This window comes from Pseudomonas sp. CLCA07, assembly GCF_053615335.1.
Window position 1 is genome coordinate 4,671,248 of the sequence record NZ_CM132131.1, and the last position, 21,320, is coordinate 4,692,567.

The window sequence follows — 21,320 nt, forward strand, 5'->3', positions numbered from 1 at the left end:
GAGCCCTTGATCTGTACAGCTGATACCGCAGACACGTCCGCTCCCTTGGCATGTGATCTCTTGCATTCCATGTCCCCCAACTCGGGCGATCCCCTTTCGCTCAGAGTAAGCAGTACTTCTATTACTGTCGTTACTGGCCCTTTGTCCAAGTCATTGCAATCCATGTCAGTCGCTGGTTATAGTCGGCGCACGGCGATGTCCAACCGCCGTCCACCTCACCCAAAAAGATCAGCCCATGCCTGCATCCCTCATCAACGCGGTAGTCGATTCAGCGGTCAACGCTGGCGTCATGCCGTGCGGGAATCAGCAGCCTGCGCAGATCAGTCATTACCCCCCACCTGTCCGTAGCACGCCGGTGTACGCAGTCGTATCACCGCCGGGCGTTGGTATTTCGGGCTGATCAGCTTCTCTTTGCTGTTCCCCTTTGCCCGTTTGAAAAACTACTGGATTTCAGCTTCGGCTGAGTTGGCTTTTTGCCTGACTACAGGTGGTATTCATGTTTGTCCTTTCGAAACAATCCGCGCTCGCGGCGGCGTCCACGAGCCTGTTCGTCCTGCTGTGGAGCAGCGGGGCGATCTTCTCCAAATGGGGCCTGGCGCACGCGTCGCCCTTTGCTTTTCTGCTGGTGCGCTTCGCCATCGCCTTGTGCGGTCTGGTGCTGTTGGTGCCGTTGCTCAAGCTGAAGTTGCCCAAGGGCGGTAAGCCGATGCTGTTTGCGATGGCCACGGGGGTGGTGTTACTGGGCGCTTATCAGATTTTCTATCTGCTGGCCCTGGACCTGAAAGTCACCCCGGGAGTGATGGCGACGATCATGGGCGTGCAGCCGATTCTCACTGTGGTGCTGATGGAGCGTCAGCGTTCCCTCAGCCGGATGTTCGGTCTGGCGCTGGGTTTGGCCGGATTGATCATGGTGGTGTATCAGGGCATCGGCCTGGCTGGCATGTCGATGGTCGGGATGCTCTTCGGTTTGCTGGCGCTGGCGAGCATGACCTTCGGCTCGATCATGCAGAAACGCATCACCGACAATCCCCTCGGCACACTGCCGGTGCAGTACCTGGCGGGACTGTTGCTGTGCGGGATCTTCGTGCCGTTTCAACCCTTCCATTTCGAACACAGCACCGGGTTTATCGTGCCGGTGTTGTGGATGGGATTGGTAGTGTCGGTGCTGGCGACGTTGCTGTTGTACCGCTTGATCGCCCGGGGCAATCTGGTGAATGTCACCAGTCTGTTTTACCTGGTGCCGGCGGTGACAGCGGTGATGGACTATCTGATTTTCGGCAACAAGCTAGCGGCGTTGAGCCTGCTGGGCATGCTGCTGATTATCGTCGGTCTGGTCTTCGTGTTCCGTAAAAACGCGTAAACCGTAAAAGGCCCGGAGCACTCAATGCTCCGGGCCTGTTTATTTGGCCAGCGCATGCTCGGCCCGCACCGAGTTCATGAACGCCTGCATCGCCGACGATTGAATGCTATGACGCCGGGTGATCAGCCCATAAGGCGGCAGCCGGGCTTCGAACTTGATCTGCAAAATGGCCAGCAAATCCCGACCGGGATAATCTTCCACCGCCGACACCGGGGTAACGCCGAGCATGTCAGTCTGCTGCACCAACGAAAGCAAAGTCATGATCGACGTGGTTTCGACGATGCTGTTGGGGATGTCGACCCGCGCGTTGTGAAACACCTGATTGATGATTGCGCGCGTCGGGCTTGGATGCTTTTGAAGCACCCAGGTCATGTGTTGCAGTTCCGCCCAGCTCAGCTGTTTTTCCTGGGTCAGTGGATTTTTCGCGCCGGCGATCACGCACAAGGCTTCTTCACCGAGGCTGTCAAACAGCAACTCTTCGGCCCGCGCACCGGCCGGAATCCGCCCCAACACGATATCCAGTTGATCCTGCAACAGCGCTTTATGGGGTTTTCCTGTGGGGTGACGGTGCAGGGCGGCTTGCCGATTCCGATTACCACCCCGGCGCACGGCACCGCGTTTGATATCGCGGGGCAGGGCAAGGCGAATATCGGGGCGATTCGCCAGGCGTTCGAGATTGCGTGCCGGATGGGCATCAACAGCTACTGATCCACAATTGCCAAAAACAACATAGATCCTGTAGGAGCAAAGCTTGCTCGCGATAGGGATGGCACGATTTTCAGGAATACCGCGTCACCGCTCATCGCGAGCAAGCTTTGCTCCTACAGATCAGGCAAAAGAAAACCCCCGATCAATCCAGAGGACTGATCGGGGGTTTTTGAGTAAGCGCCTTTCAGCGCCTACCAGCTCGGCTTATTGGCAAGCTTCGCAATCCGGCTCGTCGATGGCGCACGCCTTTGGCACTGGAGCAGGGCCGGCAGGTGCTGCCAGGACCGAATCTTCACCGTGGTTGCCGCCGCTGGAAACAGCGTTCAGCTTGCCGGTGTTGATGGTCGACTTCTCGGTGCTGGTCGCGGCCAGGGCACGGAGGTAGTAAGTGGTTTTCAGACCACGGTACCAGGCCATGCGGTAGGTCACGTCCAGCTTCTTGCCCGATGCGCCAGCGATGTACAGGTTCAGCGACTGAGCCTGGTCGATCCACTTCTGGCGACGGCTTGCCGCGTCAACGATCCACTTGGTGTCCACTTCGAACGCAGTCGCGTAGAGCTCTTTGAGTTCTTGCGGGATGCGCTCGATTTGCTGCACCGAACCGTCGTAGTACTTCAGGTCGTTGATCATGACCGCGTCCCACAGACCGCGAGCCTTCAGGTCGCGAACCAGGTACGGGTTGATCACGGTGAATTCGCCCGACAGGTTCGATTTCACGTAGAGGTTCTGGTAGGTCGGTTCGATCGACTGCGATACGCCAGTGATGTTGGCGATGGTCGCGGTCGGTGCGATGGCCATGATGTTGGAGTTACGAATGCCTTTCTGTACACGGGCGCGAACCGGTGCCCAGTCCAGGGATTCGTTCAGGTCAACGTCGATGTACTTCTGGCCACGTTGCTCGATCAGGATCTGTTGCGAATCCAGCGGCAGGATGCCTTTGGACCACAGCGAACCCTGGAACGTCTCGTAAGCGCCGCGCTCGTCGGCCAGGTCGCAGGAGGCCTGGATCGCGTAGTAGCTGACCGCTTCCATCGACTTGTCGGCGAACTCGACGGCAGCGTCGGAACCGTAAGGAATGTGCTGCAGGTACAAAGCGTCCTGGAAGCCCATGATGCCCAGACCGACCGGACGGTGCTTGAAGTTGGAGTTCTTCGCTTGTGGCACCGAGTAGTAGTTGATGTCGATAACGTTATCGAGCATGCGAACGGCGGTGTTCACGGTGCGTTCCAGCTTGGCGGTGTCCAGCTTGCCGTTGGTGATGTGGTTCGGCAGGTTGATCGAGCCCAGGTTGCAAACGGCGATCTCGTCCTTGTTGGTGTTCAAGGTGATCTCGGTGCACAGGTTCGAGCTGTGAACCACGCCCACGTGCTGCTGCGGGCTGCGCAGGTTGCACGGGTCTTTGAAGGTCAGCCATGGGTGGCCGGTTTCAAACAGCATGGACAGCATTTTGCGCCACAGGTCTTTGGCCTGAATGGTCTTGAACAGCTTGATCTTGCCTGGGTACTGGGACAGGGCTTCGTAGTACTCGTAACGCTCTTCGAAGGCCTTGCCGGTCAGGTCGTGCAGATCCGGAACTTCGGATGGCGAGAACAGGGTCCACGGGCCGTCATCGAAGACGCGCTTCATGAACAGGTCAGGGATCCAGTTGGCGGTGTTCATGTCGTGGGTACGACGACGGTCATCACCGGTGTTCTTACGGAGTTCGATGAACTCCTCGATGTCCATGTGCCAGGTTTCCAGGTAGGCACAGACAGCGCCTTTGCGCTTGCCACCCTGGTTAACGGCGACGGCGGTGTCGTTCACCACTTTCAGGAACGGTACAACGCCCTGGGATTTGCCGTTGGTGCCCTTGATGTACGAACCCAGCGCACGAACCGGCGTCCAGTCGTTGCCCAGGCCGCCTGCGAATTTGGACAACATGGCGTTGTCGTGGATCGCGTGGTAGATGCCCGACAGGTCATCCGGCACGGTGGTCAGGTAGCAGCTCGACAGCTGTGGACGCAGGGTGCCGGCGTTGAACAGGGTCGGAGTCGAGGACATGTAGTCGAAGGACGACAACAGGTTGTAGAACTCGATCGCACGGTCTTCTTTGTTCTTCTCTTCGATTGCCAGGCCCATGGCCACGCGCATGAAGAAAATCTGCGGCAGTTCGAAGCGGATACCGTCCTTGTGGATGAAGTAACGGTCGTAAAGGGTTTGCAGGCCCAGGTACGTGAACTGTTGATCGCGCTCGTGGTTGATCGCCTTGCCGAGTTTTTCCAGGTCGAAAGTGGCCAGAACCGGGTTCAGCAATTCGAACTCGATACCTTTGGCGATGTACGCAGGCAGCGCCTTGGCATACAGGTCGACCATTTCGTGGTGGGTCGCGCTCTCGGCGACGCCCAGAAAGTTCAGGCCTTCGGCACGCAGGGTGTCCATCAGCAGGCGGGCGGTTACGAACGAGTAGTTTGGCTCACGCTCGACCAGCGTACGGGCGGTCATCACCAGGGCGGTGTTGACGTCGGTCAGGGCCACGCCGTCGTACAGGTTTTTCAGGGTCTCGCGCTGGATCAGGTCGCCGTCGACTTCTTCCAGGCCTTCGCACGCTTCGGTGACGATGGTGTTCAGGCGGCCCATGTCCAGAGGTGCAAAGCTGCCATCGGCGCGGGTGATGCGGATCGATGGGTGAGCGTTGACAGCTTCTTCGGCCGGTGCGTGGGCGGCGCGTTGTTTCGAACGGCCGTCACGGTAGATCACGTAGTCGCGGGCTACTTTCTGCTCGCCGGCACGCATCAGGGCCAGTTCGACCTGGTCCTGGATTTCTTCGATGTGGATAGTGCCGCCCGATGGCATGCGACGCTTGAAGGTCGCGGTGACTTGTTCGGTCAGGCGGGCAACGGTGTCATGGATTCGCGACGAGGCGGCAGCGGTGCCGCCCTCAACTGCGAGAAACGCTTTGGTGATCGCGACGGTGATTTTATCGTCGGTGTAAGGAACGACAGTGCCGTTACGCTTGATCACGCGCAGCTGACCAGGCGCGGTGGCGGACAGATCCGAAGTCGAATCAGCGGCCTGCGGCAAGGTGCCCTGCGGGTTCTCGCGAGTTGTGTCGGTTTGCATGGGGGGTTGTCTCCACATTCTCTATGTTTGTTTGGGCACCGTCACGGTGCCCACCGTTCTGTCCAAAAGCACTACAACCGACGGGCGTCGGGCATAACAACTTCGGGACAGTAGGAAAAAGGCTAATGAGGCCGCGTCCTTGCCGAAGTTTTTTGGTTGCGAGCCTGGGCTCGAAACCGGATTCCTTTCGGGGTGCCAGTACTGACTGCAACACCCGTACCGTTTTGGCTGTTCGGGCCTGAAAAAACGGTGCCATCCGCCAGTGCGGTTTGGTCTTGTAAAATCACGCTGTGTTCAACCATAAACAGGCAATAAAGCGCTTGAGTTTCTGGTCTGAAATGTGGTTGGGCTTTTAAGCTAAAACCCTACATGTAGGGTTTTTTTGGCGCTGGGGTACAAGATAGTGCGTTTTTGGAGGTGTTGCAACGTACTGCCTGTGGATAAACCTGTGTGTAAATTGTGTGTGAAAGGTGGAACCGGCGTGTAGGCCGCGACCTAGCGGGACCGAGGCATTTTTCATCGATTTTCAAGGATTGAAAACTGCCGTCCGGATTTTTAAGGGCGCGAACCCTACCACAAAAAACCGACATGTCCGAACGCATTTGCCGGCTTGTGTTCTCGACGGGCGGCGTTTATACAATCGCCCCATGGTTACGCATTCTTATCCTCCCAATCATTACAAAAAGACGGGCGGATCTTTCCTTATTAGTGTTGTTGGCAAGCAGAGGTCACCGTGGAGCAAGAAGCCTGGCAGGTATTGATTGTGGAGGACGACCAGCGTCTGGCCGAACTGACCCGCGACTATCTGGAAGCCAATGGCCTGCGCGTCTCGATCGAGGGAAATGGGGCGCTGGCGGCAGCTCGCATCATCAAGGAGAAACCGGACCTGGTGATCCTCGACCTGATGCTGCCCGGCGAAGACGGCTTGAGCATTTGCCGCAAGGTTCGCGACAAGTATGACGGCCCGATCCTGATGCTCACCGCCCGCACCGACGACACCGACCAGATCCTCGGCCTGGACCTCGGTGCCGATGACTACGTTTGCAAACCGGTGCGCCCACGCCTGTTGCTGGCGCGCATCCAGGCCCTGTTGCGCCGCAGCGAAGCACCGGAGGCCCTCCCGGGAAAACAGCGGCGCTTGCAGTTTGGTCCATTGGTGGTGGACAACGCGTTGCGTGAAGCCTGGCTGCATGACCACGGCATTGAGCTGACCAGCGCCGAGTTCGACCTGCTCTGGCTGCTGGTGGCCAACGCCGGGCGCATCCTGTCCCGTGAAGAGATTTTCACCGCATTGCGCGGCATCGGTTATGACGGTCAGGACCGGTCCATTGATGTGCGCATTTCGCGCATCCGCCCGAAAATCGGCGATGACCCGGAGCACCCGCGACTGATCAAAACCATCCGCAGCAAAGGTTATCTGTTTGTTCCTGAAGCTTGCGTAGACCCATCGCTGTGAATTCGATCTTCCTGCGCATTTATGGCGGCATGTGTGCGGCGCTGATTTTGGTCGCGGTGCTGGGCGTGCTGGCGTTGCACTTGCTCAACGAGGTGCGCGGCGAGCAATACCGCGAGCGCCTTGCGCACGGTACGTTTTCGTTGATGGCCGACAACCTCAATCCGATGAACGAAACCGAGCGCCATCGCGCCTTGCTGGTCTGGGAGCGCTTGCTCGGGATTCCATTGGCGCTGACCACGTTTGCCCAGACCGACCTCGACCTCACCCAGCGCACCCGCGTCCTGCGCGGTCAGGCGCTGGTGGAACAGACCGGCCCGCACGCGGCGAAAGTCTATCGGCTGGTCAGCGACAAGGAACAGCTTGTGCTGACGGGTGAGGTGCAGCAGATCAGCGAGCAACTGGCCCGCGCCACTATTTATCTGCTGGCCGATGAACTGGTGCGCTACCCGGTGGCCGAGCAGCCCCAGCGGTTGGCGCTGTTGAAAGAAGAGAAAAGCTTTGGTTTCGACTTGCGCCTGGTCAAGGTCGAGCAGGCGGACATGGACGAAGACCAGAGCCGTCGGGTGTCCGAGGGCGATACGGTGATGGCGCTGGGCAAGGGCGGCGACTCGATCCGGGTGTTTGCCGGTATGGTCGGTACGCCGTGGGTGCTGGAGATCGGCCCGCTGTACCAGATGAATCCATATCCGCCCGAATGGCTGGTGTTGATCGCCGCCCTCGGTTTGAGCCTGATCGGTCTGATCGTCTACCTCTTGGTGCGGCAGTTGGAGCGCCGATTGCGCGGTCTGGAAGCAGCCGCCACGCGGATTGCCCAGGGCAGCCTGGAAACCCGCGTACCGGCGCGCGGCGCCGACTCGGTGGGGCGACTGGCCGCGGCGTTCAACGGCATGGCCGAGCACTTGCAACAATTGCTGGCGATCCAGCGTGAACTGGTGCGCGCCGTGTCTCACGAGTTGCGCACGCCGGTGGCGCGCCTGCGTTTCGGCCTGGAGATGATCGGCTCGGCCACCACGCCGCAGCAGCTGGAGAAATACCGCGAGGGCATGGACCACGACATCGAGGACCTCGACAAACTGGTCGACGAGATGCTGACCTATGCGCGTCTGGAGCAGGGCTCGCCGGCGCTGAATTTCCAACGGATCGATCTGGATGCGCTGGTCAATCAAGTCATCGAAGAACTGGCGCCATTGCGCGCCGAGGTCACGGTGCAGCGCGGCTTGTGTTTGTCGGCCGCTGATTGCGATGACGCCTGGGTCGAGGCCGAACCGCGTTACTTGCATCGGGCCCTTCAGAACCTGGTCAGCAACGCCATGCGCCACGCCTCGTCGCGGGTGACCGTCAGTTATCAGGTGGGGCAGCAGCGCTGCCGGGTGGACGTCGAGGATGACGGGCCGGGTGTGCCGGAGTTGGCCTGGGAACGAATTTTCACGCCGTTCCTGCGCCTGGATGACAGCCGTACCCGCGCTTCGGGCGGGCATGGGTTAGGGTTGTCCATCGTACGGCGGATCATTCATTGGCATGACGGGCGGGCGTTGATCAGCAAGAGTAAGAGTCTGGGCGGGGCTTGCTTTAGCTTGAGTTGGCCGCGCAATCAGGAGAAGCGCTGAGAGGTGTGCTGAAAATCAGGCCGCCATCGCGAGCAAGCTCGGCTCCCACAGGTGGTCTTCGGTGTGTCAGAGATCCAATGTGGGAGCCGAGCTTGCTCGCGATGAGGCCAGTACAAACGCTGAAAACCTTCAGGCCTTGATGCTGACCAGACTCAACAACTGCCCCTCCATCACCCCAAACTGTGCCTCCAGCTCGGTGCCATTGCGCCACTCGCCAGACAAATCCGTCAGCAAGCGCAACCGCACCTCACCGGCCTCGGTCCACTCCAGCACCTCGGCATGTTCAAAATAGAAGCGCTGCTGAACAATCGGGTACAGCGCCTTGAACAGACTTTCCTTCACCGAAAACGTCAACGTCACCAGCAGCGCCAGATCATCGCGACGTCCAGCCGCCATGCGCTGCAACTCCGGTGGCGTGAGAATTTCTCCCGCAAGGCGCTGGGCCCGTTCAGGGTTGAGCAGGTTTTCCAGGTCCATGCCCAAACCGCGCCAAGCGGTTTTCCTCGCGACAATCGCCGCCGCCCGGCCGGTGCTGTGGGTGATGGAACCGGCGATGTGCGCGGGCCATACCGGCGCCCGGTCTTCGCCAATGGCCGGGATAAAACTCAGCCCTTCCAATTGTTGCAACGCGGCCCTAGCGCACACCCGGCCAGCGAGAAATTCGGCCTGACGTTTGGCGACTGAACGCTGAATGCTCGCAGGCGGCTCGATGGCACTGCGCTGGAAATCATCGCTGGCCAGATGCGCGCTATTGAAGTGGGTACTCAGCAGCACCGTATCGGGCAGCACAAGCGGCAGCGGCCAATGGGCGTCGAGTGGTGTGCAGCAGGTGGGTAGGGCGGGGCGGGATTCATGCCGGGCATTTTGCCGGGTTGCTCAATGACTGGGTAGTGGCAACCGGGCTTTTGTGGCGAGGGGGCTTGCCCCCGTTGGGCGGCGAAGCCGCCCCAAGACCTGCACTCGCGTTTCGTCAGGAACACCGCGTTCGCTGGGTTTACGACTGCTGCGCAGCCGGACGGGGGGCAAGCCCCCTCGCCACAGGGGATACTGATCAACTAAAAATCTTTTTGAGAAACGCCTGCATATCCGCCCAGGAGTGTTCATCCGCCGCTTTGTTGTAGCCAATATCCGGCCCGCCATGCTCGCCATGGCTCAACCGATCCGCATCCGGATTGCTAAACCCATGCTTGGCGCCCTCAAGGCTGACGAATTTATAGTCGGCGCCGGCCTTGTCCATTTCAGCCTTGAACGCCGCCACGTTTTCCGGCGTGACCATACTGTCCATCGCCCCATGCTCCACGAGAATTTTCGCCTTCACAGTGCCCGGTGCCGCCGGGGTCTTGGTTGCCAGCGAGCCATGGAAACTCACCACGCCAGCCAGTGGCAAACCCTGACGGGCCGCGTTCAGCACCACCGCGCCGCCGAAGCAGTAGCCAATCGCCGCGATTTTATTCGGGTCGGTTTGCGGTTGTTGCTCCAACAGTTCAAGCCCGGCCTGAAAGCGCGCAGCAGCCGCCGAGCTGTCTTTCAGCACGTCCTGCATGAACGCCATGGCGTCCTTCGGATGTTCGGTGTTCTTGCCGTTGCCGTACATGTCGATGGCCAGCGCGCTGTAGCCCAAACCGGCCAGATCACGGGCACGGCGCTTGGCGTAGTCGTTCAGCCCCCACCATTCATGCACTACCAGGACACCGGGTCGCTGGCCTTTGATGGCGTCGTCGTAGGCGTAATAGCCGATCATTTTTGTGCCATCGACACTTTGATAGGGGATTTCCTGGGTCTTGATGGCGGCTTGAGTCAGCCCGCTCATCACCAGCAAGCAGAGGGCGAGGAAGGTGCGCATGGTCGGATCTCCTGCAAGAAAGTCATCAAGACAGCCTAGTCGATCTTGTTCAGCTTGGGTTCAGTCTGTGTTCAGGGGCAGTTCAGGGGCGGGTGAGTAAGGTGGCTCGTACCTGAAGCACCTGCGCATGAGGAAATTCCCTAATGACTGGCTTTAAAAACCTGATTCTGGCTTTTACCGTTCTGAGCGCGAGCACCGCGGCGTTAGCGTCCGATGACATCATCGCCAACCTTGCTCTTGGAAAGACTAACGAGAAGGTCAAAAAGTCCCTGACCCTGAACAGCTTCAGCATGGTCAGCCCAGTGGGAAATGAGAGTGCCTGGGGCGCGCATTTGGGCCAGCTGAACAACCCGACCGATTACTCCGCCGGTTACGCCAACGTGTCGATGACGCACAATGGTTTTAAACTCCGCCAGGAAGACCTCAAGGGCCGCTATGATTTGTCCTGACCGTTGGATGCGCCGTTGTGCCATTGGAGATGTTGCTTTGCCCGGGAGAGCGTTATGAAACTGCTGGTCGTCGAAGATGAAGCGCTGTTGCGCCATCACCTGCAAACACGCCTGACGGAGAGTGGTCATGTGGTCGAATCCGTGGCCAACGCCGAAGAGGCGCTGTACCAGACCGAGCAGTTCAACCATGACCTGGCGGTGATCGACCTCGGCCTGCCAGGCATGGGCGGGCTCGACCTGATCCGTCAGTTGCGCACGCGGGGCAAGACCTTCCCGATCCTGATCCTCACCGCGCGCGGTAACTGGCAGGACAAGGTCGAAGGCCTCGCCGCTGGCGCCGATGATTACGTGGTCAAACCGTTCCAGTTCGAAGAGCTCGACGCCCGGCTGAATGCCTTGCTGCGCCGTTCCAGCGGTTTCACCCAGTCGACCATCGTCGCCGGGCCACTGCTGCTCGACCTCAACCGCAAGCAGGCCACGCTCAATGACGAACCGCTGGCGCTGACCGCGTATGAGTACCGGATCCTTGAATACCTCATGCGTCATCACCAGCAAGTGGTGGCCAAGGACCGCCTGATGGAACAGCTCTACCCCGATGACGACGAGCGTGATCCGAACGTCATCGAAGTACTGGTCGGCCGTCTGCGCCGCAAACTCGAAGGCCCGGCCGGTTTCAAACCGATCGACACCGTGCGTGGCCTCGGCTACCTGTTCAATGAGCGCTGCACTTGATTCGTTCCCTTCGTGTCCGCTTGATGCTCGCCGCCACGTTGCTGGCGGTGTTGTTCATGTTGGCGTTATTGCCGGCGATGCAAGGCGCGTTCAGCCTGGCGTTGCAGGATTCGATCGAGCAACGCCTGGCCTCGGACGTCACCACGCTGATCTCCGCCGCGCGCGTGGAAAACAACACGCTGCTAATGCCGGCGCAGTTGCCGGATGAACGTTTCAACCTGACGGACAGTCGTTTGCTCGGCTACATCTTTGACCGCGAAGGTCGCCTGGTCTGGCGTTCGAAGGCCGCCGGGGAAGAGATGATCAACTACAGGCCGCGATACGACGGGCGTGGTAATGAGTTCGCGCGCATTCGCGAGGCCAACGGCCAGGAGTTCTTCGTCTACGACGTCGAAGTCAAACTGCTCGGCGGCAAAAGCGCGGCGTTCAGCATCGTCGCCCTGCAACCGGTGCGCGAATACGAAGCCACCCTCGAAGGCCTGCGCGAAAACCTTTACCTGGGTTTCGGTGCGGCGCTGTTGGTGCTGCTCGCGTTACTGTGGATTGGCCTGACCTGGGGCTTGCAGGCCTTGCGCCGGCTCAGTCAGGAACTCGACGAAATCGAAAGCGGCGCCCGGGAAAGCCTCAGCGAACAACACCCGCGCGAACTGCTGCGCCTGACCGGCTCCCTCAACCGCTTGCTGCACAGCGAGCGCGAACAACGCAGCCGCTATCGCGACTCCCTCGACGACTTGGCCCACAGCCTGAAAACCCCGCTGACCGTGCTGCAAGGCGTCAGCGAAGACATGGCCCAGCGCCCGCAAGACCGTGATCAGGCCTGGGTGCTGCAAACCCAGATCGAACGCATGAGCCAACAAATCAGCTACCAACTGCAACGCGCCAGCCTGCGCAAAAGCGGTCTGGTACGCCATCAGGTGCGCCTGCAACCGGTGCTGCAAAGCCTGTGCGACACGCTCGACAAGGTCTACCGCGATAAACACGTGCGCGTCGCCATCGATCTGCCGCCGCAGTGTTACGTACCGATCGAACAGGGCGCCTTGCTGGAAATGATGGGCAACTTGCTGGAAAACGCCTATCGGCTGTGCCTGAGCGAAGTGCGCATCAGCGTGCGTGAAACGTTGAGCGGGGTTGAGTTGTGCGTTGAAGATGACGGGCCCGGTGTGCCAATGGACCAGCGTGCGCGGATTCTCGAACGCGGCGAGCGGCTGGACCGTCAGCATCCGGGGCAGGGGATCGGGTTGGCGGTGGTCAAGGACATCATCGAGAGCTACAGCGCCAAGCTGACGTTGGGGGATTCGCCGATGGGAGGGGCGGCGTTTCGGATTCATTTTCCGGTGGTTTAGTGGCCCGCCCATCCAGCACAAATCCCACAAGAACCCAGCAATAAACAGAGTTGTTTAAAAGACATCTCCAGACACTCTCTCAGGCTACACATCCTTGCGCCGCTGCCTACGACTACGCCAGAATCCGCCGGCTTGTGTGCTTTGACCCTGAGCTCTATCGTTTCCGCATCGCTGCCAATCAGCGATCGGGTTTAGCGACCTGATCAGGTATAAGCGCAACAACGCTCCGTCTTTATTGCAGGCATTCCATGTCTGCAGTTTCGATATGGTGGCTGTGCGCGGGAGACCCTCGGGTCTGCCGGGTCTTATACCTCTCGGTTCGCTAACCTGCGTACAGCCGCCACCCTTACTTGTTTAGCGACAGGTTCTGGTGGCTCCATCAGGTATAAGGAGCTCCATATGTTCAAGATCACCCCCAACCCGCCCGAAACCGACGACGTTTCCCCTTACGAAACCGCCGACTCCAAAAAACTCAACACCGCCGCCGACCGCGCCCTCGATTACTACCTCAAACCGGTCATCCCCAAAGACACCCCACGCAAACCCAGTACGATCTACTTCGTCGGTGCTGACACTGATGACGAAACCCTGCTGGTCAGCGCCTGTGAAACCATGGCGTCGGCAAGTGTGATGCTCAGTGAATTTGCGGGGGTGGTGGAGGGGACACAGCGCAACACCGTGCTGGGGATTCAGCAGGTTGTGATGCTGGGGGAACTGGCGGTGAATCGGATGCTGGACAGGCTTGATCCGCCGTAGTCGTTCAGGCAGGTAGCCCGCGTCATCGTTCTTCGCTGGCAAGCCAGCTCCTACAGGGGATTTGTGTCGTTCACAAATTTTGTGTTCAAAACCGAAACCTGTAGGAGCGGCGGTGCGACGATTCGACTTGCCCGCGAAAGGGCCAGTCGATTCAACCCAAAAATCAGTTCTCCTGCGCGCGATAGGCCCCAGGCGTCAGCCCCGTCCACTTCTTGAACGCCCGATGAAACGCCGAAGGCTCGGAAAACCCCAGCTGTTCGGCGATCTGCTGCAACGACAAATCCGCACGCCCCAGGTGATAAATCGCAATGTCCCGCCGCAGCTGATCCTTCAATTCCTGAAAACTCGTTCCTTCCTCGCGCAAATGCCGACGCAACGTCTGCGGGCTGATGTGCATCTGCGCGGCCACGGCTTCCAGGTCTGGCCAACGTGAACTGTCACGGCTGAGCAACCTGCGCAGCTGACTGCTCAAACTGTCGCCGTCATCCGGGCGTGACAGCAGGTCGGCAGGGGAGTGTTCGAGGAAATGTTTGAGGGTGCGTTCGTCCTGCAACAGCGGCATGTTCAGGTAACGACTGTGAAACAGCAGGCTGCTTTGTGCCGCGCCAAACTGCATCGGGAAGGGGAACATCAATTCGTATTCGGCGCCGTGTTCAGGTCTTGGGTAACTGAACGTCGCCAGCTCCAGCCGAATGCGCTGACCGATCAGCCAACTGCCCAAGCGGTGCCACACCATCAGCTGACTTTCGGTGAGGAAATGGTCCGGGTCCTGAAATTTCGAATCATCGAGGCTCAGGCGGACCATTTCGCCTTCGTGGGTCAAGGTCAGGCGCGGACTTTCGGGGAATAAGCTATAAAACAATAAGCCGCGATGCAGTGCTTTTTCCAGATTGCGGCAGTGGATCACCGCATGGCACATCATCGCGAAGGTCCCGGTTTTGCTCGGCACCGGCCCGAATCCCAGGTATTCGTCGTCCAGTGCCAGCCACAGACCCTGGATCAATCGCGTGAACTGTTCAGGTGCGATTCGCGCACGCGGCTCGTCCAGCAACTCGGGGCTGATGCCCAGTTGTTGCAACAGGTCTGAAGTGTCGACACCCAGCCGGCGCGCGCCACCGAGGGCGGCACGGGCGAAATGACTGGCGATGGTGCGTTCGCGCATTAGCAGGCAATTCCGTCCATTGAACGGACGGATGGTAGCCGTGCAGCCTTGCGATGGACAAGGCGGATATCCGCCAAATTGTAGGACGAGGTCTGGTCGGTGGGCGGAAATCCGCCACATTGTTGTAGACGATGGATGACAAGAACCATCCTGTAACCCTTGGCGTCAAAAGGCTTGCAGGCAGTTTTCGGAAGGTGGCACGGGCCTTGCGATACAACCAGCAGATGCCTGCCGTCGCGCAGCTCGACAAAACAAATCCCTCCAGAAGCAGGAGGGTTCGCAATTGAAGTGTTTTGGGCAACAGATGGATGTTGTCACCGGGCACTCTTGAGGAACTTTGCAATGACGACTCGTCAGCCACTGTACAAATCCCTGTATTTCCAGGTGATCGTTGCCATCATCATCGGCATTTTGATCGGTCACTTTTATCCGCAGGCCGGTGTGGCCCTCAAGCCGCTGGGTGACGGGTTCATCAAGCTGATCAAAATGATCATCGCCCCGATCATCTTCTGCACTGTAGTCAGCGGTATCGCGGGCATGCAGGACATGAAATCGGTCGGCAAGACCGGCGGTTACGCGCTGCTGTACTTTGAAATCGTGTCGACCATCGCCCTGCTGGTCGGTCTGTTGGTGGTCAACATCGTCCAGCCGGGCAACGGCATGCACATCGACGTGACCACTCTGGATGCCTCCAAAGTGGCTCAGTATGTCGCCGCTGGTGCGGATCAAAGCGTGGTCGGCTTCCTGCTGAACGTGATCCCGAACACCATCATCGGTGCCTTCGCCACCGGCGATATCCTGCAAGTCCTGATGTTCTCGGTGATCTTCGGTTTCGCCCTGCATCGCCTGGGTGCCTACGGCCGGCCGATCCTGGACTTCATCGATCGTTTCGCCCACGTGATGTTCAACATCATCAACATGATCATGAAGCTCGCGCCACTCGGTGCTTTCGGTGCCATGGCGTTCACCATCGGCGCCTACGGTGTCGGTTCTCTGGTGCAACTGGGTCAGTTGATGGCCTGCTTCTACATTACTTGCCTGCTGTTCATTCTGGTCGTGCTGGGTGGTATCGCTCGCGCTCACGGTTTCAGCGTGCTGAAAGTCATTCGCTACATCCGTGAAGAGCTGCTGATCGTGCTGGGTACTTCTTCTTCGGAATCGGTACTGCCACGCATGCTGATCAAGATGGAACGTCTGGGCGCGCAGAAATCCGTTGTGGGTCTGGTGATCCCGACCGGTTACTCGTTCAACCTCGACGGTACCGCGATCTACCTGACCATGGCGGCGGTGTTCATTGCTCAGGCGACCGACACCCACATGGACATCACGCACCAGATCACCCTGCTGGTGGTGTTGCTGCTGTCCTCCAAAGGCGCTGCTGGCGTGACCGGCAGTGGTTTCATCGTGTTGGCTGCCACCTTGTCCGCTGTCGGCCACCTGCCGGTTGCCGGCCTGGCGCTGATTCTCGGTATCGACCGCTTCATGTCCGAAGCCCGTGCCCTGACCAACCTGGTGGGTAACGCTGTTGCTACCCTGGTTGTGGCCAAGTGGGTCAAGGAGCTGGACACGGACGTGATGCACGCGGAACTGGCTTCTGGCGGTCGCGGTATCTCCGACGAGCCTAAAGACGATGTTCTGGGCCACGTCGAAGGGGCAACCCCAACCAACGTCAAATAAGACGGCTGCACTGAAAAAACCCGCTTCGGCGGGTTTTTTTATATTTGCGATTTGAGCGTAACGGTCAGCGCATCTGACGCATAAGGTGATTGCTGCAAGGGCGTTGGCTGCCTAGTCTGGAGGCATCGTTTACGGAGAACGCCCATGCTCGGTCCACTGGCATCACTCAAGGTTCTGGATTTCTCGACACTGCTGCCGGGGCCGTTTGCCTCGTTGTTGCTGGCAGACATGGGTGCGGAGGTGCTGCGCATCGAATCGCCAACGCGCATGGACCTGCTGCGGGTTTTGCCGCCTCACGATCAGGGCATCTCCGCCAGCCATGCCTACCTCAATCGCAACAAGCGCAGCCTGGCGTTGGACCTCAAACAACCCGAGTCGCTGGAGGTGATCAAGCAGCTGCTGGCCGACTACGACATTGTGCTGGAGCAATTTCGCCCCGGTGTGATGGAGCGCCTGGGGCTGGGGTATGAAGTCTTGAAGGCAATCAATCCGAAGCTGATCTACGTGTCGATCACTGGTTACGGTCAGACCGGCCCCTACAAGGATCGCGCTGGCCACGATATTAATTACCTGGCGCTGGCGGGATTGGCCAGCTACACCGGCCGCGCCGACAGCGGGCCGCTGCCGTTGGGCATGCAGGTGGCGGATGTCGCCGGAGGCTCGCTTCACGGGGTCATCGGACTGCTGGCGGCGGTCATCGCCCGGCAGCAAACCGGGCAGGGCCAGCACCTGGACGTGAGCATGACCGATTGCGTGTTCAGCCTGAACGCCATGGCGGGCGCCGGGTATCTGGCCTGCGGCGCGGAGCCGGGCAGGGAAGACCAGATGCTCAATGGCGGTAGCTTCTATGACTATTACCGTACTCGCGATGGTCGCTGGTTGTCGGTGGGCAGTCTGGAGCCGGCGTTTATGAGGCAACTGTGTACGGCGTTGGGTCTGGAGGAGTTGGCGTCCCTGGGCTTATCGCCACAGCCTGCGAACCAGAAAAAGCTCAAGGACGCGCTGATGACTGAATTCGAGAAACACGACTTTACCGATTTATGCGCCTTGTTTGCCGAACTCGATGCGTGTGTCGAGCCGGTGTTGAGTTTGAGCGAAGCGATTGAGCATCCACAGCTGAAGGCGCGGGAGCTGGTGACTGAGGTGCCGCGAGGGGATGGGTCTACACAGGCGCAAATGGCCTGTCCGTTAAAGTTTTCAGATGGGTTGCCTGAACCACGGCATATTGGCGCGGCGCTGGGGCAGCACACGGATCAGGTGTTGGGGGAGTTGGGGTTTAGTGCGCAGCGGATCGAAGAGTTGCGGCGTGCCAAGGTGATTCTCTAGCGGCTTTACTGGCCCGCGAAGAGGCCAGCTGAAACACCACAAATCCGACTACTCGACCCGCATCTCCCCGCTAAACACCAACGTACTCCGGCACCGTCGGCACAAGTACCGCCGACCCTGCCGCACCAGGTTATGGCGCTGCGCCGAAAACGGGAAATCGCTGTCCACGCACGGGCATTTGTAGATGTAGCGCGTCACGCTGCGGCGTTTGACGTCGTAGGTGTGGCAACGATTGGGCGGTAGTTCGTACACGCCGCGCATGATCAGTTGCCACTCTTCGCCATGAGGCTGGATGCGGTCACCAAACAGTTGATGAGCGATCAAGTGGGCGACCTCGTGGGCCACGGTTTGCTTGAGAAAGTCTTCGGTGTTTTCCCGGTACAGCTGCGGGTTGAAACGCAGCAGGTTCTCGTGCAAATGCGCGACACCGGCTTTTTGACCACGCAGCTTGAGGCTCACCACGGGGCGTTTGAAAGTGCGTTTGAAAAAGGATTCAGCGAGTTGGTAGCAGTCTTCGACGCGGTTATTGAGTGGCTCGGGCATGCTTGATGGATCTCCAGAGACGTCGAGTATGCCGCAACCCTGGGATCTTGCGAATCGCCGAGGTGCCGAATGGTCGACCGCGCTTTCGATTCTTGAACATTAGAAGGCCGCCTTGCGGCGGCCTGTGTTGGCAGATCTTGTTTTTGGGTGGAAAGAACCACTAATTAGTATAGACCGGCCCCACGCCGAGTCCCCAGACAATGACTGTGAACGCCATGATGGCCACCAGCACCACCAGGCCTACTGCAAGCACCGAACTTGAAAACAGGAACCCCTCGTCTGATGGAATGTTCATGAAAGTGGGTAGCCCCACATACAGCAGGTACACCGTGTAGCAGATGGCCGCCGTCCCGACGATCATTCCCAGCCACAGGTGTGGGTACAGCGCCGCCAGTCCGCCGATAAACAACGGGGTGGCGGTATAGGTCGCAAACGCAACGCAACGGGCCAGGCTCGGGGTGGCGTCATAGGTGCGAGCCATCCAGTGGATGAAAGCGGCCATCACTGCAACACCGCCGAGCATCGCCACGTACGACATGATCGTCATCCATAGCGCGCTTTCCTGCGTCAGCATCACCGGTGCACGGCTGCCAATCACCCAGCCGACCTTTGTGGTGCCGATAAACGCTGACACGGCGGGGATCGCCGCCAGAATCAGCGTGTGGGTCAGGTACATGTGGCTAATGCTTTCCTCGTGGTCGCCACGGATTTCTTTCCATTCCTGGTCGGGGTGGGTGAAAAGCCCCACTACGTGATGGATCATGCCAGTCACTCCTCTTGTTTTCCCATCGCCCCCCAGCGGAGCGCCTACGGGCCAAAGTGGCCAAGTAAGTAAAGGTCTGGATTTATATGCGACCTTATGTCGCAGTATAGAAAGGTCTTAACCGCACAGGTAATAGGGGCTTAGAGCATATCGCGCTGAAAACACACCTGTTAATCGCCGCAGGGTCTGTCACCCACAATCCCGCTGGGGGCACTTCGCCCCTGGGAGGTTTTTTGCGTAAAATGCCGGCCTTTCGTCACACCTCACGGATTTCGCGACATGGGCACTCTTACGGTCAACCAGAACAAACTGCAAAAGCGCCTTCGCCGTCAGGCCGGTGAGGCGGTTGCCGATTTCAACATGATTGAAGACGGCGACAAGGTCATGGTCTGCCTGTCCGGTGGCAAGGACAGTTACACCATGCTCGACGTGCTGATGCACTTGCAGAAGGTCGCACCGATCAAGTTCGAGATCGTGGCCGTGAACATGGACCAGAAGCAGCCAGGTTTCCCGGAGCATGTGCTACCGGCCTATCTCAAAGAGCTGGGCATCGAGTACCACATCGTCGAGAAAGACACCTACTCGGTGGTCAAAGAACTTATTCCTGAGGGAAAGACCACCTGCTCGCTATGCTCGCGTCTGCGTCGCGGCACGCTGTACACCTTTGCCGATGAAATCGGTGCGACCAAAATGGCCCTGGGTCATCACCGTGACGACATCGTCGAGACGTTCTTCCTGAACATGTTCTTCAACGGCTCGCTCAAGGCTATGCCGCCAAAATTGCGCGCCGACGATGGCCGCAACGTCGTCATCCGTCCGCTGGCCTACTGCAACGAAAAAGACATTCAGGCTTACTCGGACTTCAAGCAATTCCCGATCATCCCGTGCAACCTCTGCGGTTCTCAGGAAAACCTGCAACGTCAGGTGGTCAAGGACATGCTGCAAGACTGGGAGCGCAAGACCCCGGGCCGTACCGAAAGCATTTTCCGCAGCTTGCAGAACGTGATCCCGTCGCAACTGGCAGATCGCAACCTGTTTGACTTCACCAGCCTGAAAATCGACGAAACGGCGGCTTCGCGCTTCGTCAACGTGGTCAACCTCTGACACAAATTGTGTGGGCGCGAGCCTGTGGTGAGGGGGCTTGCCCCCGTTTGAGTGCATAGCACTCACAAGATTCTTTGGTACATCAGAGATTTTGGGGCCGCTTCGCAGCCCAACGGGGCGGTGCGGCGGTCCGACAAGCCCCCTCGCCACAGGCTCGCTCCCACAGATCATTTTCAATCCTCAGGAGAGGGCATGCGCGATTACAAGTGGCTGCACGAATACTGTCTGAACCGCTTTGGTTCAGCAGCTGAACTGGAAGCCCATCTGCCCGTTCCGAAAACCCCGGCGCAATTGCGCAAGATCAGCGACGACCGCTACCTCTCGACCATGGCGCTGCGCGTGTTCCGTGCCGGGCTCAAGCACAGCCTGGTGGACGCCAAGTGGCCGGCCTTTGAAGAAGTGTTCTTCAAATTCGACCCTGAAAAAGTCGTGCTGATGAGCGCCGAACACCTCGAGCGCCTGATGCAGGACGCGCGAATCATCCGTCACCTGGGCAAGCTCAAGAGCGTGCCGCGTAATGCACAGTTCATTCTGGACGTGGCGCATGAGCACGGCAGCTTTGGCGCGTTGATCGCCGATTGGCCGGTAACGGATATCGTCGGGCTGTGGACATACCTGAAAAAGCGCGGCCATCAATTGGGCGGGTTGTCGGCGCCGCGTTTCTTGCGCATGGTCGGCAAGGACACCTTTGTGCCGAGCTACGACGTGGTCGCGGCGTTGAATGCACAGAAGATCGTCGACAAGGTGCCGAGCAGTTTGCGGGATCTTGCCTTGGTGCAGGATGTGTTCAACCAGTGGCATGAACAGAGTGGCGGGCGGCCGATGAGCCAGATTTCGATGATGCTGGCTTACACAGTGAATCATTAAGACCGAGTCGCCCGAATCGCTGGCAAGCCAGCTCCTACAGGGGATTTGTGTCGTTCACACATCCCTTGTAGGAGCTGGCTTGCCAGCGATAGCGGTCTATCAGGCAGCGGAGATCTCGCCCTCGCCAGCCAACTTGCGATTGAGCTGAAACCGCCACCGCACATACAACAGCGCCGAGCAGAATACCGCCAGGCTCGCGCCCATCTCCAGCAACCCAAACAGCTGCCGGTTCGGGTCATACGCCGCCAGTGCGCCCTTGATGAAATACAGGTTCACCACAAAACACATCCACGAATGCCCACGGGCGCTGCCGATAATCATCCCCGGTGCGAGCAACAGCAGCGGCACCAGTTCGATCAGCAAAATCACCCACGGCCGCGCGCCATGCAGGTCGGCAAACACCAGGTAGTTGGCGCACAACAGCCCAACCAGACCGAAAAAGCACAGCAGGCTGACGACGCGCATCGCCCGCACCCGTGGTTCGAGCCATTCAATGGAGGGCAGAATCTTCGGCTTCTTGGCCAC

19 protein-coding genes and 2 pseudogenes are annotated in these 21,320 nt (G+C 59.0%); 13 read left to right on the top strand and 8 right to left on the bottom strand.

Annotated elements, in window-relative coordinates:
• Positions 1 to 235 precede the first annotated feature (235 nt).
• Both ACWGZX_RS21485 and ACWGZX_RS21490 read left to right on the top strand, forming a co-directional pair.
• Positions 236 to 400, top strand: a complete 165-nt coding sequence (locus ACWGZX_RS21485; protein ID WP_185045090.1) for a hypothetical protein — start codon at positions 236 to 238, stop codon at positions 398 to 400.
• Positions 401 to 496: 96 nt separating this feature from the next.
• Entirely contained in the window at positions 497 to 1,360 is an 864-nt protein-coding gene (locus ACWGZX_RS21490; protein ID WP_452625343.1) for a DMT family transporter, read from the top strand.
• Between the two features lie 39 nt (positions 1,361 to 1,399).
• Here the strand turns inward: ACWGZX_RS21490 and ACWGZX_RS21495 are convergent.
• Positions 1,400 to 1,903 (bottom strand): annotated as a pseudogene (locus ACWGZX_RS21495) (LysR substrate-binding domain-containing protein); the annotation flags it as partial.
• Here ACWGZX_RS21495 and ACWGZX_RS21500 point away from each other — a divergent pair.
• A pseudogene (locus ACWGZX_RS21500) lies at positions 1,898 to 2,068 on the top strand (4-hydroxythreonine-4-phosphate dehydrogenase PdxA); the annotation flags it as partial. The pseudogenes ACWGZX_RS21495 and ACWGZX_RS21500 overlap by 6 nt on opposite strands.
• A gap of 204 nt (positions 2,069 to 2,272) precedes the next feature.
• Here the strand turns inward: ACWGZX_RS21500 and ACWGZX_RS21505 are convergent.
• Positions 2,273 to 5,167, bottom strand: a complete 2,895-nt coding sequence (locus ACWGZX_RS21505) for a ribonucleoside-diphosphate reductase subunit alpha (protein WP_452625344.1) — start codon at positions 5,165 to 5,167, stop codon at positions 2,273 to 2,275.
• Between the two features lie 733 nt (positions 5,168 to 5,900).
• Here ACWGZX_RS21505 and ACWGZX_RS21510 point away from each other — a divergent pair.
• Together ACWGZX_RS21510 and ACWGZX_RS21515 are read left to right on the top strand one after the other, a co-directional pair.
• On the top strand, positions 5,901 to 6,623 hold the full coding sequence (locus ACWGZX_RS21510; RefSeq protein WP_452625345.1) for a response regulator: 723 nt from the start codon (positions 5,901 to 5,903) through the stop codon (positions 6,621 to 6,623).
• On the top strand, positions 6,620 to 8,230 hold the full coding sequence (locus ACWGZX_RS21515; protein WP_452625346.1) for an ATP-binding protein: 1,611 nt from the start codon (positions 6,620 to 6,622) through the stop codon (positions 8,228 to 8,230). The genes ACWGZX_RS21510 and ACWGZX_RS21515 overlap by 4 nt, the downstream gene beginning before the upstream one ends.
• Positions 8,231 to 8,359: 129 nt before the next feature.
• Here the strand turns inward: ACWGZX_RS21515 and ACWGZX_RS21520 are convergent, their stop codons facing one another.
• Together ACWGZX_RS21520 and ACWGZX_RS21525 are read right to left on the bottom strand one after the other, a co-directional pair.
• Complete coding sequence (locus ACWGZX_RS21520) at positions 8,360 to 9,019, bottom strand: 4'-phosphopantetheinyl transferase family protein (RefSeq protein WP_452625347.1); 660 nt, start codon at positions 9,017 to 9,019, stop codon at positions 8,360 to 8,362.
• Positions 9,020 to 9,281: 262 nt separating this feature from the next.
• Positions 9,282 to 10,073: a dienelactone hydrolase family protein gene (locus ACWGZX_RS21525; protein WP_452625348.1), complete on the bottom strand. Its 792-nt coding sequence runs from the start codon at positions 10,071 to 10,073 to the stop codon at positions 9,282 to 9,284.
• 143 nt (positions 10,074 to 10,216) lie between these two features.
• Between ACWGZX_RS21525 and ACWGZX_RS21530 the strand changes: the two genes are divergently transcribed.
• The 4 genes from ACWGZX_RS21530 to ACWGZX_RS21545 all read left to right on the top strand — a co-directional run bounded on the left by ACWGZX_RS21530 (position 10,217) and on the right by ACWGZX_RS21545 (position 13,353).
• Positions 10,217 to 10,522, top strand: coding sequence for a hypothetical protein (locus ACWGZX_RS21530; protein WP_452625349.1), 306 nt, complete (start codon positions 10,217 to 10,219; stop codon positions 10,520 to 10,522).
• Between the two features lie 54 nt (positions 10,523 to 10,576).
• Positions 10,577 to 11,254 carry a response regulator gene (locus ACWGZX_RS21535; RefSeq protein WP_452625350.1) on the top strand — a complete coding sequence of 226 codons (678 nt, stop codon included), beginning with the start codon at positions 10,577 to 10,579 and terminating at the stop codon, positions 11,252 to 11,254.
• A complete protein-coding gene (locus tag ACWGZX_RS21540) occupies positions 11,251 to 12,597 on the top strand; it encodes an ATP-binding protein (RefSeq protein ID WP_452625351.1) in 1,347 nt (448 codons plus the stop codon). The genes ACWGZX_RS21535 and ACWGZX_RS21540 overlap by 4 nt, the downstream gene beginning before the upstream one ends.
• A gap of 399 nt (positions 12,598 to 12,996) precedes the next feature.
• On the top strand, positions 12,997 to 13,353 hold the full coding sequence (locus ACWGZX_RS21545; protein ID WP_452625352.1) for a DUF6124 family protein: 357 nt from the start codon (positions 12,997 to 12,999) through the stop codon (positions 13,351 to 13,353).
• Between the two features lie 163 nt (positions 13,354 to 13,516).
• Here the strand turns inward: ACWGZX_RS21545 and ACWGZX_RS21550 are convergent, their stop codons facing one another.
• On the bottom strand, positions 13,517 to 14,515 hold the full coding sequence (locus ACWGZX_RS21550; RefSeq protein WP_452625353.1) for an AraC family transcriptional regulator: 999 nt from the start codon (positions 14,513 to 14,515) through the stop codon (positions 13,517 to 13,519).
• A 342-nt stretch (positions 14,516 to 14,857) separates the two neighbouring features.
• Between ACWGZX_RS21550 and ACWGZX_RS21555 the strand changes: the two genes are divergently transcribed.
• Both ACWGZX_RS21555 and ACWGZX_RS21560 read left to right on the top strand, forming a co-directional pair.
• Entirely contained in the window at positions 14,858 to 16,192 is a 1,335-nt protein-coding gene (locus tag ACWGZX_RS21555; protein WP_452625354.1) for a dicarboxylate/amino acid:cation symporter, read from the top strand.
• A gap of 144 nt (positions 16,193 to 16,336) precedes the next feature.
• Entirely contained in the window at positions 16,337 to 17,518 is a 1,182-nt protein-coding gene (locus ACWGZX_RS21560) for a CaiB/BaiF CoA transferase family protein (protein WP_452625355.1), read from the top strand.
• 48 nt (positions 17,519 to 17,566) lie between these two features.
• Here the strand turns inward: ACWGZX_RS21560 and ACWGZX_RS21565 are convergent, their stop codons facing one another.
• Together ACWGZX_RS21565 and ACWGZX_RS21570 are read right to left on the bottom strand one after the other, a co-directional pair.
• Positions 17,567 to 18,061: a SprT family zinc-dependent metalloprotease gene (locus ACWGZX_RS21565; RefSeq protein ID WP_452625356.1), complete on the bottom strand. Its 495-nt coding sequence runs from the start codon at positions 18,059 to 18,061 to the stop codon at positions 17,567 to 17,569.
• A gap of 160 nt (positions 18,062 to 18,221) precedes the next feature.
• Positions 18,222 to 18,824, bottom strand: coding sequence for a Yip1 family protein (locus tag ACWGZX_RS21570; RefSeq protein WP_223521486.1), 603 nt, complete (start codon positions 18,822 to 18,824; stop codon positions 18,222 to 18,224).
• Positions 18,825 to 19,103: 279 nt separating this feature from the next.
• Here ACWGZX_RS21570 and ttcA point away from each other — a divergent pair, with 279 nt between their 5' ends.
• Positions 19,104 to 19,928 carry a tRNA 2-thiocytidine(32) synthetase TtcA gene (ttcA, locus tag ACWGZX_RS21575; protein WP_109785173.1) on the top strand — a complete coding sequence of 275 codons (825 nt, stop codon included), beginning with the start codon at positions 19,104 to 19,106 and terminating at the stop codon, positions 19,926 to 19,928.
• A 192-nt stretch (positions 19,929 to 20,120) separates the two neighbouring features.
• Positions 20,121 to 20,795: a DNA-3-methyladenine glycosylase I gene (locus tag ACWGZX_RS21580; protein ID WP_452625357.1), complete on the top strand. Its 675-nt coding sequence runs from the start codon at positions 20,121 to 20,123 to the stop codon at positions 20,793 to 20,795.
• A 99-nt stretch (positions 20,796 to 20,894) separates the two neighbouring features.
• On the opposite strand, the gene ACWGZX_RS21585 is transcribed toward ACWGZX_RS21580, so the two are convergent.
• Positions 20,895 to 21,320 carry a DUF2069 domain-containing protein gene (locus ACWGZX_RS21585; RefSeq protein WP_452625358.1) on the bottom strand — a complete coding sequence of 142 codons (426 nt, stop codon included), beginning with the start codon at positions 21,318 to 21,320 and terminating at the stop codon, positions 20,895 to 20,897.